The following is a 12,792-nucleotide window of genomic DNA, read 5'->3' on the forward strand; positions in this document are numbered from 1 at the left end:
ATCTTCGTGCCGACCCTCAGAAATCCCGCCGCAGCGACAGGGTTACGCTGCGCGGTTCGCCCACCACATTGCCGTAGAACAGCGTCTGATAGTTGTTCACGAAATAGTGTTTGTCGAACAGGTTCTTGAGGTTCAGCTGGAGCCGCCACTTGTCGATGGTGTAACCTGCCGATGCATCTACGAGCGTGTAGGAGGCGATGTCGCGCGTCGACGCATCGTAGGATGTCTTGACCGATCCCACGTATCGCACGCCGCCGCCCAGCAGCAGGCCGTTGTCGAAGCTGTAGCTGGTATAGAGGCTAGCGGTGGTCTTCGGCAGGAAGGTAACGGTCTTGCCGACGAGCGCAGGATCCTCATCCTCTCGGATCTTGGGTTCTAGCAGGGCGAAGCCGGCGTTCACCTGCCAGCCCTTCACGATCTCGCCCATGGCCTGCAGTTCAAGGCCGCGATGGCGGACTTTGCCCACTGCACGGTATCGGTCGATCATGTCGATGGTGTCGGCGTACGTGGCCTGATTGGACTGGCGCACATCGAACAGCGCGCCGGTCAGCAGGATGCGCCGATCGGGCGAGACGTACTTGACGCCTACCTCGTACTGTTCGCCGGTAAGCGGAGGCAGCACGTTGCCATCGGTATCGATGTAGAGTTGCGGCTGGAAGCTCTCGCTATAGGAGATATAGGCATTGAGGCCCTTGATCGGCTCCAGCGTGGCGGCAAGGCGCAGGCTGGTCTGGCTGTCTCCGCTGAAGTCCTGCCAGGCGCCGGCGGCGGATTGCTTGCTCACATCGGGCTTCGCCCAGGAAATACCGCCCAGCAGCGTCAGCGGTTCGGCCACCTTGATATTAGCCTGCCCGGAAATCGTCAGGTAACGCAGCCGCCGGTTGAGGCTGTAGTCGTAGACGCCGGGATAGGTCCGCGTGTTGAACATGTCCTCGATCGCCGAAACGCCGTCGAAGATGTTGGCAACGTCGCCTTCGGGCATGTCCGGGATGGTGCCGGCCTGCTTCGTGTCATAGCGCTGATAGTTCGCGGCCACGGTGACGAAGCTTTCGGCAAGCCCGAGCTCATCCAGCTTGTAGAGCGTCGAGAGGCCGGCGCTGAACGCGTCCTGCGTGCTTTTCGTCACGTCATTGATCGCAAGGAAGAAATCGCCATTCGCCTGAAGATCGTAGCCGTAGCCGCTCTCTCCCGTGGTGTTCGAATGGAGATAGTTGAGCTTCAGGCTGATCGAGAGGGCGGAGGTTGCCTGCCAGTCCAGCCCGCCATCGACGCGGGCAACCGGGGTGGTCATGTCGAAATCGCCTGATCCGATGAAGAACGAGCGGCCCACGGGTGCGGGCGAACCGTCCGGCAGCGTTGGAATCCCGTCGAACGACGTGCGGCGATAGCGCTCATAGCCGCCGTGGACATAGCCGCTAAGGCCGCCCGCAAGATCCGCGTCCAACCCGGCGTAGAGCACCGTCTTGCTGGAATCGACGCGCTTCATGAAGCTGTCCGCCTCCTCGTGCGCGGCAACGCCGATGGCGCGGATCGTGCCGGCGGCGTTGAGTGCACCGGCAACCTGCCCCTCGACGCGCCAGCGGCCCCATGATCCGCCAAGGACCTGCAGGTAGGACGGGGTATCCGCCCGTGCGCTTTTGGTCACCTGGTTGATGATGCCGCCTGGATTGGCCGCGCCATAGACCACCGATGTCGGGCCTTTGACGATTTCCAGCCGGTCCAGCGTGGCGAAGTCCGGCTCGTAGTCCAGCGCGCCGACATTCAGGCCGTCGATGGCATTGCCCGCCGAAAACCCGCGCAGCTTGACTACCGATGCGGTTCCGCCCGGGTTACCGTCAAAAATCGCGCCCGGGGTGTACTGCGCCACGTCGCCCAGCGTCTTCACATCGGTGGCTTTCAGGAAGTCCTGGTTTACCAGCGTGATCGATTGAGGGACTTCCTCGATGGGCAGGGGCAGGCCGGTGGTGCCGCTGGTATCTTCACTGAGATAGCGATAGCCGGTGACGATGATATCGCCGGCGGAAGGCTCGGCAGGCGGCTGCGTGGCGGTTTGTGCATGAACCGTGACCGCCCAGATTGGCAGGCTGCCGGCCAGTAGCGCGGCCAGTCGTGCTGCATGTCTTGTCCCGCTCTTCATCTGTGGCGACCCCCGTTGAACATTGAATGCCTTCATGACTGCCGCTCCGGCTGTCGCTGATCGTGCAGCGCGCTTCCGGGCGCCGCCGATGGCATTCATAAGCTGGGTTTGACATATTTCTGTCAATAGATAGTTTAGCTTGAAAAACTGTCATTACGTGGTGGAATTGCGAGCCGAAAGGACGACATGAGATGACGAATATTCCGGCCGTGCCCGATAGTGGCGCTGCACCTTCGACGATCCCCAATGTGCCCCTGCTGCGGCGCTTGCAGGCGGAACTGGATGGGTACACGGCGGCCGAGCGGGCAGTGGCGGCGCACATCCTGACCCATTATGCCAGTCTGGTGTTCGAGACTGCGGACACGCTGGCGGGCAAAGTCGGCGTCAGCGAAATCACCATCGGCCGTTTCGCGCGCAAGCTGGGTTTCCGCAACTTCAAGGCGCTGAAGAACGAACTAAAGGACAACAGCGTTCAGGCCATGCCCTGGCTGATCGGGGCGGAACTGGCGGAATTCGTGGATGCGCCGGACCAGCCCAGTGGGCGCGACGGTAACCGGCAGCGCGAAATGAATGCGCTGATGGCGGTCTACCGATTGGCGGAAAGTCCCGGCTGGGCGGCGGCTGTCGACCTGCTTGCCCGGTCGCGTGTGGTGCATGTCGCCGGTTTCCAAACCGAGCGCGGCATTGCGATGCTGCTGGCGAACCATCTGCAATTCATGCGCGATGGGGTGCGGTTGGTCGATCTGAGCGCGGGCAACTATGCTGATGTCTTCGCCAGCGAGGAGAAGGATGCTTGCCTCGTGGTGATCGACATTCGCCGCTATTCGCGTCAGTCCTACCTGATCGCCGAACAGGCGCGCGAGCAGGGCATTCCGCTCATCGTGCTGACCGACCTGTTCTGCGACTGGGCGGCCCGCTTCACGCCGCACGTCCTTGCCGTGCCGACGCAGACCGGGATGTTCTGGAGTTCGCCGGTGGCGCTGGTCTGCGCGGTGAACTTGATGGTGAATGATGTCATCAAGACGATCGGACCCAAAGTGGAGAAACGACTGGAACGCCTTACCGGGCTGCATCAGTCTTTCACCGGTTATGTTGGCCATCAACCGCCCAAACCCCGCTTCGATTGACGGTCGTGAAATGCTAGTTTTGAGAGTTATTCTGACATAGACAGAAAAACTGTCCCTACTTACGCCTTGGGCATGACGCCGATCGACATCGATGCCGCCATCAAGGCGCTGCCACCCTCCCGTCCCGTAATAGAGGCGCGGCTGGTTCGCTTGCCCTTGCGCGAACCGTTCCGGATCAGCGATCACCTCTTCGAGCATATCGAATGCGTGGTCATCCAACTCAAGGCGGACGGGCATGTCGGCCGGGGGGAGGCGGCGGGGGTCTTCTATCTCGGCGATGAGCCGGAGGCGATGCTGCTCCAGCTGGCGGAGGCGCAGGCTTGGATCGGGCAGGGCCTCGATCACTCGCTTCTTGCCGAAAGAATGCCGCCCGGTGGCGCGCGAAATGCGCTCGATTGCGCGCTTTGGGACCTGCAGGCGAAGCGCGTGGGGACGCCGGTGTGGCGCCTGCTGGGCATGGCGCCGCCGCAGCCGCTGCTGACGACCTACACGATCGGCAAGGACGCGCCTTCCGCCATGGCCGAAAAAGCGCTGGCTTATGCCGGGGCAAAGGCGATCAAGATCAAGCTGGGCAATGACGGTGAGGACAGCGGACGCGTCCGCGCCGTCCGCGGCGCGCGGCCCGATGCGTGGCTGGGCGTCGATGCCAATCGCAGCCTTTCGTCCTCGTCGCTGGCGCGGTTGCTGCCCGTCCTGGTTGAGGCGGACGTTCGGCTTCTCGAACAGCCGTTTCCAGTCGGCAGCGATGCGCAACTGGCTGGGCTGGAGCTACCCATTCCTGTCGCTGCGGATGAGAGCATCCAGACCCTCGCGGATCTCGACCGGCTCGTGCCGTACTATCAGGCGGTGAACATCAAGCTCGACAAGTGCGGCGGGCTGACGGAGGGGCTGCGCATGGCGCAGCGCGCAGGGGCGCTGGGGCTGGAAGTGATGGTGGGCAACATGATCGGCACGTCGCTAGCGATGGCGCCGGCTTTCCTGCTTGGCCAATATTGCGGGATCGTCGATCTGGACGGGCCCATTTTCCTGCAATCCGATTCCGTTCCCGGCGTCATCTACGAGGCCGGCTTGATCCACTGCCCGGAAGCCGTCTGGGGCGGCGGGCGAGCGTGAAAGGCACGACCATGAAATCCATCCGCCCGGCGCGCGCAGGAGTGGCCGCGATGTTGCTGTTGTCGTCGTCTGTTACGATGACGACCGCGATCGCTCAGGAGAATTCCCGCGCGGAAAAGTGGTGGGGAGACATCAAGGAAATCGCCAGCGACGCCAATCAGGGACGGCGAACCGGATCGGCCGGCCACTTGCGCGCTGCCGACTATGTGGAACGGCGGTTTCTCGAGATCGGTCTGGTCCCGGCGGGTGAGGGCGGCACTTTCCGCCAGCAAGTGCCGCTTGAGGAGCAGACGGTCGACCAGTCGGCGTCCAGGGCATCGCTGATCGAGGCGGACGGCAGTGCGTCGCCGATTGCGCTTGGCAGCGAAATGCTTGTCGCCGCGTGGGGAGGTCCGCGCCCGCAGGCGCTGGACGCTCCCTTGGTGTTCCTTGGCTATGGTCTGCATTTGCCGGCGCAGGGGCATGACGACTTCGCGGGGCTGGATTTGCGCGGCAAGATTGCCGTGGTCATAGGCGGTGGCCCCTCCGGAATTTCCGGGCCGATCAAGGCCAATGCGCGCAAGCTGCGGGCGGCGCAACTGGCGCAGGCCGGTGCAGTCGGCCTCATCACGCTGACGGCGCCCAATCAGATCGAAATTCCGTGGGAGCGCCAGAAGCTGCTCGCGCGGCAGAGCGAGATGTATCTGGCCGATCGCGCGCTACGCGACATGCCCGATGGCTTCTTCGTCGCCACCATCGATCCGGCGGCGAGCGAACGGCTGTTCGCCGGCAGTGGCCACAGCTTTGCGGCTTTGGCGGCGGCCTCCGATGCATCGGCGCCGATGCCGACCTTCGCCCTGCCGTTCCGCCTGAAAGCGACGCTGGTAACGCAGCGTCGGCCGCTGACGTCGCCCAATCTGGTCGCGCGGCTGGAAGGCAGCGATCCTGTGCTGCGCAACGAATATCTGGTGGTATCCGCGCATCTGGACCATGTCGGGATCGGTCCGAAGATCGCGGGCGACGCGATTTACAATGGGGCGATCGACGACGGTTCCGGCGTGGCGACAGTGCTCGATATGGCCAGCCAGCTTGGCAAGGGGGCCAGGCCGAAGCGATCGATCCTGTTTCTGATCGTTACGGCGGAAGAACCCGGCCTGCTCGGCTCGACCTGGTTTGCGCACAGGCCCACAGTGCCGGAGCAGAGCCTTGTGGCAGATCTCAATTTCGATACGCTATTGCCGCTCTGGCGCCTGACCAGCGTGCTGGCGCAAGGGGATGGCGAAAGCAGCCTTGGCGACATGGCCCGTGCCGTCGCTGCGCGGCAGGGGCTGGAACTGGTTCCCGATCCACTGCCGAACCGCAACAGCTTCGTGCGCACCGACCAGTACAGCTTCGTGCGCGTGGGTATTCCCGCGCTGGCGCTTAAATTCGGCTTCTCGCCGGGCACCGAAGCTTTCCGGCTGGAGCATGACTGGCGTGCCAGTCGCTATCACGCACCTGGCGATGATATCGACCAGCCGGGTATCATGCCGGCAGAGGCGGTCAGGCTGGATGACTATGCAGTCGCCCTTTCGCTGGACATTGCTAACGCGCCATCGCGGCCGGTCTGGTACGCGGGAAGCGTCTTCCGCAAGTAGGAAGGCTCGTGAGCAGGATGTCTTGACCTAAACTGCCTCATAGTAGGCGGGCTGCAATGTAAGAGGCGATGTTGCCCCGGACCATGCTCCACTCCTTGTCGGTCAGCGGCAGGCGTGGGCGGGTTTGGTCGTAAGCGAAGCCGAAGGTCAGCTTTCGGGATCGTTTTAGGAGCCATTGAGCGTCTCGAATCGGGCGCATATCGACCGTTCGCTAACGCCGAAATGGCTCATTCCCGTTCGACGGGGCGGCCGAGAACTTTTGTGGAAACAGGTCAGGAATTCGAAAGGGAAGGGGCGAATGTCGAGCGCTAGGTTCTTATAAATTCGCATTTGTGGCGTCTATCAACACAACGTTCAGAATTTTAAGGAAATTCTTCGTGTGCGACCTGATGCATACAGCCTCCGGTCACCATGGAGACGTGCTACGCATTCGAGTTTGGTCTCTAAGTCTTTCAATCTCTTTGGAAAGCCATCCGAAGCCAGCCTTGGTTCAGCTTTATTGGCCAACACTTCGGCCAACAATAGCGCTAAATTGGCGCTTTTTGGCGGTTCAAAAATGGCGGATTTCTGCGGTTCTTTGCGAAGTTGGTCGGGGAGACAGATCTGGCCTGGTTAGTTCATATTGTTGAATCTATTATACATTTTCTGATGCCATGCGAAGCGGCCAACAAATCCGGCCAACATCGATTGGGCTGCAGTGGGACCTATTGGGACGAGATTTTCCAAAAGTCGACAAACTGGTTTATGCGAGCGGCGGGTTGAGCTGCCTGTGGATAACTGGTGAGCTCTTCGGTGAGCGCAAGCTGTTTGGCGGTTGTCGATTTTATTTGTTGGAATAGCTGAGTCTGGCCGTTTGTAGCCTGACCGGTTTGGAGAACCGGCCAACTAAAGCCGACATTGCCGCCATGCCCTATTCGAGTTAGAACGTCCCGCCTGCGTGACGGAATTGGTAATCGTATCCCCACGGTGGTCCCGGAACGGGTGCTAGTTCGCCCCTTGGCGCTGGTAACCTGTGGCCGCTTTTCTGCCGAACTACTTTCCCTGTCAGGACGTGATCACACCCCATTTTCAGAAATCATGGGGTCCCGAAGGGCTGCGTCGATCATAGCTTGCCACGCATCCTGCATGCTTTCGGAATCCCTTACTGCCCCCTCTTGTTCAAATAATTCGTGGCCTGCCATGCACATGCGCAGCGTAGGAACGCGCATTGCTTTAATTACGGCACGCACATTTTCTTTCAGTTCTTCTCTCAGTTCGAGGTCGAGGTTGCGCCAAGCGTCTTTACCGCATTCTGATTCAGCAAGCGCACGTGCAGCGCGTTCAATCAGTGGCATGGACTTACTCTCCCTCGTTGTTCGAGTGCCGCAATTTCTGAACTGCGATTACATCGCGAGCAATTTATGCCAAAGTAATCCTATTAAAGGATTGTCATTGGTTAAATTTTTGCAAACGTTAAATTCCCGGTCTAGTAGAATATAGGATGGGGATGGTCCAATGCATATGCCGCTATAAACAATGGATTATCGTCCATCAAAGAGTCTTCTGTTTATTTCGCAGGCAGTGCTATCGCCAATTTACGCGAACTCCGATCTTCGCAGTCCAGGCGTGACTGTCGGCATTAAATGCCTCCTCGTAACTGCCCTGACCGAACAAAGTGAGTTGCGGGTGAAGCAGGAAACTGATGCCTGCGCCCACTTGCCACCACGTTACGGGCGGTTTTGTTTCAAACGGGACATAACCGTCTGCTGACGAGAATTCGGTACTGAAGCCGCCTAAAAACTCGTGCCAGATATTGCCGCGCAGCCATCCTTCGAGATCACCCACATGTGCCAGCCGGAAACCGGCGCGTCCGGTTAGCGAATCGAGATCGCGGAAGCGGACATGGGCGGCGGGGTCGTCGAAGCTGTCGATGTCAAAAGATTGGTAGATCAGCTGGACTTGCGGCTCCAGTTTCCAATCTTCGTCGAGCGGCACCGGATAGCCTCCTTCGGCTGAAAGGGCTAAGCCAAACCCATTCGTCTTGACCCTCTCAAACCGGAGCGAACGCATTCGGATGTCGTGCCAAGTGACTTGGCCAACCAGATCCAGATAGGCGCCGTTCGGTTCGAAATGCGTCCAGAACGCGCCAAGCGACCAACTCTGCATATCGACTTTGCCGGCCCGGAATTTGAAATCGATCAGATTGTGATCAATTTCGGCGTCCATTGTCCCCCAACTGCCGATGATACCGGCATGGTCGCGGTCTCCCTCGGTACCATCGTCGCGCTTTTCCGTACGGCGATAGACGTCCAGCCCAGCCTGGAAAGCAATCAAGTCCGATTTGTAGGAAGGGCCATCATTGCCATAAATCCCAAGCGTGTCGCCGCTCGTGTGCCCATGCCGGAGAATCGTGCGGCCCCAGATGCCGTTAGCCCATTTGTTTGAATCGGCGAGTGCCGGATTCCCGCGGATCTGCTCCTCGTTGCCGACACGTTCATGCAACGTATCGAGAATTTGCCTGCCGTAGATTGCGAGCATCGCTGGCACCGCCGAGTAGACTGAGGTTTCCTGCCGATAATATGGCCGGGGTGCAGGAGGCGGCGTTGGGGTCGGCGTTGGGGTCGGCGTTGGGGTCGGCGTAGGAGTTGGCGTTGGGGTCGGCGTAGGAGTTGGCGTTGGGGTCGGCGTAGGAGTTGGCGTTGGGGTCGGCGTTGGAGTTGGCGTTGGCGTGGGCGTAGGAGTTGGCGTTGGGGTCGGCGTAGGAGTTGGCGTTGGGGTCGGCGTTGGAGTTGGCGTGGGCGTGGGCGTGGGCGTGGGCGTGGGCGTGGGCGTGGGCGTCGGCGTCGGCAGCGTATTCCGCAAGAACCAGCTCTCCGGCGCCGAGGCGTCCACACTCCCGCGATACAGATTGTATTCGTACGGTCCGGCGATCACGGGGCTGGCTAGCGCGAAGGCCCCGCCTGTGGTGGTCGCCGCATTGATCGCATCGACGACGAGGATCCCGTTCCCCTCCGTCAGGGCGCCAGCCCCCCCGGAGTTCGATATTTGCAGCCTGCTCGAACCCGAGCCTGCACCTCCATCGATCACCAGCAGGTCCGAGGGCGAACCGTCGCCGGCAAGGTAGGTGTGAAGGCCGATCAGTCCGTTGCCACCTGAATAATTCACGGTATTCAGCGTCTTGTAGCTAGCGCTGCTGGTTGGATCGCCGATTGGCGCGGTGTAGAAAATGCCGCTCTGGATGTTTGACAGATTGGTGACGTTCGAACTGCCGGTCATGTCCCAGTGACTGTGTTCGTTCAACGTGACGTTCGATGTGCTGCCCGGCAGAGTAGTCGCCGCGCCGGTTAGCGTAGAGGCATAGATCTCGATGTCAGCGGTTCCCGGCAATGCGAGCGCAGCCGGCAACGAACTGCTCGCGAGAGTAAAGGCGGTTATAGCTGGATCGTCGTCTGAATCTCCCCGAATGGGCGGTTCGGCGAGCAAAGCGGGAAAGTCTGCCGTTGCACCCACCAGCAGCCATTGGGCATTGCCGCCGTCTGCCAGTGGCCGTCCGACGACTGACCTGACCAACGATATCCGGCTGACACCTGCTACCCCAATTGTTGGCCCCTCGGCATTGATCAGGCGGCTGTCAGCAAAATCGATCGACGTGCCGGCAAGTTCGCCAATCGAGTAGAGCGCCATCGCCGATGCACCGCTGGCGGAGATGTCGACGTTTGTGCCGGCAAGCAAGGCGCCGTTCTGGACAAGGGCGCCGTGCGCAGAAGCTCCGCTCGTGCGAATCACCATATCGGCAAGGGATACCGAGGTGGGTTCGTTTCGAGAATCCGCGACTATCGCATCAACGAAGTAGCGCGCCTGCACCCCATAGGCGCGCGCTCCGCTGGTGGTAACGCTGCCCTGCCGGGCGGAGAGCACGCCTCCGCCTATCGCTCTGAGGCCGGTTGCATTGTCTCCTCCGGTCGTAATCGAACCGCCGGTGAGATCCATGGTAGCCGTTCCGCTCAGAAAATCCCGAGAAACATAGGCGCCATAAGCGCGCTCGCCCTGGGTTTCGACAACCTGATCGGTACCGGTGACGCTTACCAGGAATTGTGCGCCGTCCTGATCGATACCGGCGTAGAGACCGATCGCCGCCAGCCCTGATGTCGCAATGTGATTGTCTGTCAACGTGATGATGCCGCCGTCATCGGCCACTATACCGAACCCCTCGACACCACTGGTCGTGACAGAGACGCCCGACGCGCTCAACAGGCCACCGGGATTGGTGGCGACCAAGGCTTCCGGCCTGCGCGCGTTTGCGGTGAAAGGGTTTTCGGGCTCGCCTGTGGTCGCGATCGAACCGCCGACAACGGTCACGTTGCTGTTGCCCGCGGAAAGGACGCCGTAGGAGCGACCATTCCCAGTGGTCCTGATCGCAACATCCGTTGCGAATATGGTAGCGCCTCCTGCTTGCAACGCGGGCGAGTTGATGCCGTTGGAGGTGACTGAGCCTCCCGTGAGCCGGGCCGTCCCTCCTCCAGTGGCGTTGAGGCCCGGCGCTGTCGGCCCGGTTGCCACGATGATCGTATCAGTTGCGGTGAAAGTTGCGGGCGTCACATCGGCCGCCAGACCGACGTTGACGGCCGTGACGACCGAAGTCAGTTGGCTGCGTTCCAGAATGACGGTCCCGCCATTCTGCACATCGACGGCATTGGCGGCGGCATTGCCTTGGGTCCAGCTTGTCGAGACGATAAGATCGCTGCCGTGGATTTGCGATCCCGCGCCTTCTGCATGTAGCCCATCAGCCCTGGCGCCCGTTGTCGTGATCGTAATCCCGGAGAGATCCAGCATGCCGCCCGACCGCACGTCGGCGGCGGCCGTGTTGAGTGCTTCGGAGGGCCCCGCGCCGGTAGTGCGAAGCGATCCTCCGGTCAGCGACACGCTGGCTCCGTCCTCGGCGCGCACTGCGTTGCTTGACGTGCCGGCGGCGACGATTGTCGTTCCCGTACCCTCGATCCGGCTGCCCGATCCTGTAGCGATAAGGCCGTGACTTGCCCCCGCTGCTGTGTTGAGACCGCTGCCGTCGATTAGAGTGATGGTGGCACCGCCTTCTGCTCGCGCCGCGCTTGCTGCAGCGCCCGTGGTCGTGATGGTAACCGCCGAACCCGTGATGGCGCTTCCGCTGCCAAGCGCAAGCAGACCTTGCGCCGTGCTCCCGCTACTGCCTAGAATCACCCGCGTCAGCGAGATCGAGCCCGCATTTTCCGCGCGCGCGGCATCGGCAAATGCGCCAGCGGTCGTTACCGAGGAGTCTTGCACTTCAATGAGGCTGCCAGCTCCGCTTGATGACAGGGCATAGCTCCCCGTGTTGGGCGCCAGCGGTGCCACCGATGATGTGGTCCCGGTCGTGGCGATGGTGGCACCGCCGCTGATGGAGACCAGTGCGCCATTCTCGGCCCGGGCACCGAAGGATGCGCGGGAGGTGGTTGTAACCGATCCGCCGGCCATGGTGATGGAACTGCCGCCTCCCGCCGCAACGAGGGCGTGGTCGGAAAAGCTGGTTGTCCCGCTATTGCCGCCCTGGACTAGGACCGTTGTGCCGGAGAGCGTTATGTCTCCCCCGTCGCCGGCATAAGCCGCCACCATGTCGCTGGCGGCCGTTGTGCCCAAGCCCAGCGTCAGCGATCCGCCGGTCATGGTGATCTTGCTGGCGACGGCGGCGGCGTCACTTCCGGTGGCCCACAGCCCGCGCTGACCGTTGGCGCTGGCAGCGGTGGAAACTGCCGCATTGTTCAGCCGGATTTCTCCGCCAACTTCGGCACGGGCCACGGTCGAACTGCGCGACAGCGTGCTGGCCGACCCGCCCGACATGTCGATCACGCTGTCTTGCCCTGTCGCAACAAGGGCATCGTTGCCGGTGCCGGTCGCCCCGCCGCGCGTGGATATGGCACTGCTTGTCAGTGTCACCAGTCCGCCGTCGACGGCGTGCACCGCCAGTAGATTGTTGATGATTGTGGCCCCGGTCTGCGTCCCCATGGCGACGGTACCGGTTAGAAAGCTCAGCTGGCTTCCCGCGCCGGTTGAAACGAGGCCGGTCTGCCCCAAGCTGGCTGCTGCGGTCGTCGACGATGTCTTTACCGTGCTACCGGTCAGAATGATCGTTCCATGGGCTGTGGCGGCCTCACCGGTGGTTCCTGCTGCTCCAAGATTGATCGTTACGGTATCTCCGTCGATCCGGCCGGTTGCGCCGCCTACAGCGATTCCGGTCGAATTGGCTGTCGACACTGTAACGGTCGTCCCAGCAGGCAAGGTGCAGGACGTACCGGTAACCGAAATCGGGGTAGGACATGTTTGCGCTGCAATAGGCGAAAGCGGAATTCCAAGCCCCGCGCTCGCCGCCAACGTCGAGGTGCTTAGCAGCAGGCAGGCGTGACGGATCCTCGCTTGCTTGCGCGTCGAGATCGCATCTGTTCGATTTGAGAATTCGCACCATTCGAGCATCAACGGCTCCCAGTCGCGTCTCAATCAAGCCTGCCAGTTTGATGCGTTAGCCCACAACCGGGGGGTAATACCTAGTGAAATACCCTCGATAATCCGCTTGGTTGCAATTGGAATAATATTCGGATTATCGCAGATCGAAAGCCATCATGGTGAAAGTGAGCTCAAGATATTTTCGAAGGCCGATGTTCACAGCTCGCAGTTCGCTAAAGCTTAAGCGGCCAGATCTGGCGTTGAAGAGACGGGCAGGCTTGAGCCGATGGGCGAGCAATACCAGCAGTTGTAGAAGCTGCAGTCGCGGGCATCATGCTTCATCTTTGGGGTAATCCCCAATGGCTGC

The 12,792-nt window shown here is 61.1% G+C and carries 6 protein-coding genes; 3 read left to right on the top strand and 3 right to left on the bottom strand.

What is annotated here, in order from left to right:
- Window positions 1-16: 16 nt before the first annotated feature.
- Window positions 17-2,137, bottom strand: a complete 2,121-nt coding sequence (locus ACZ1JV_RS15545) for a TonB-dependent siderophore receptor (protein WP_465152256.1) — start codon at window positions 2,135-2,137, stop codon at window positions 17-19.
- 191 nt (window positions 2,138-2,328) lie between these two features.
- Here ACZ1JV_RS15545 and ACZ1JV_RS15550 point away from each other — a divergent pair, with 191 nt between their 5' ends.
- The 3 genes from ACZ1JV_RS15550 to ACZ1JV_RS15560 all read left to right on the top strand — a co-directional run bounded on the left by ACZ1JV_RS15550 (window position 2,329) and on the right by ACZ1JV_RS15560 (window position 5,993).
- Window positions 2,329-3,264, top strand: coding sequence for a MurR/RpiR family transcriptional regulator (locus ACZ1JV_RS15550; RefSeq protein ID WP_465152257.1), 936 nt, complete (start codon window positions 2,329-2,331; stop codon window positions 3,262-3,264).
- Window positions 3,265-3,336: 72 nt separating this feature from the next.
- Window positions 3,337-4,377: a dipeptide epimerase gene (locus tag ACZ1JV_RS15555; RefSeq protein ID WP_465152258.1), complete on the top strand. Its 1,041-nt coding sequence runs from the start codon at window positions 3,337-3,339 to the stop codon at window positions 4,375-4,377.
- A 50-nt stretch (window positions 4,378-4,427) separates the two neighbouring features.
- Window positions 4,428-5,993: a M28 family metallopeptidase gene (locus ACZ1JV_RS15560; protein WP_465152259.1), complete on the top strand. Its 1,566-nt coding sequence runs from the start codon at window positions 4,428-4,430 to the stop codon at window positions 5,991-5,993.
- A 1,055-nt stretch (window positions 5,994-7,048) separates the two neighbouring features.
- Here ACZ1JV_RS15560 and ACZ1JV_RS15565 read toward each other — a convergent pair.
- Window positions 7,049-7,327 (bottom strand): hypothetical protein, encoded by a 279-nt coding sequence (locus ACZ1JV_RS15565; RefSeq protein ID WP_465152260.1) that lies wholly within the window; start codon window positions 7,325-7,327, stop codon window positions 7,049-7,051.
- Window positions 7,328-7,556: 229 nt separating this feature from the next.
- A complete protein-coding gene (locus tag ACZ1JV_RS15570) occupies window positions 7,557-12,455 on the bottom strand; it encodes an autotransporter outer membrane beta-barrel domain-containing protein (RefSeq protein ID WP_465152261.1) in 4,899 nt (1,632 codons plus the stop codon).
- Window positions 12,456-12,792: the final 337 nt, after the last annotated feature.

It is taken from the genome of Novosphingobium sp. BL-S-19, from assembly GCF_055521675.1.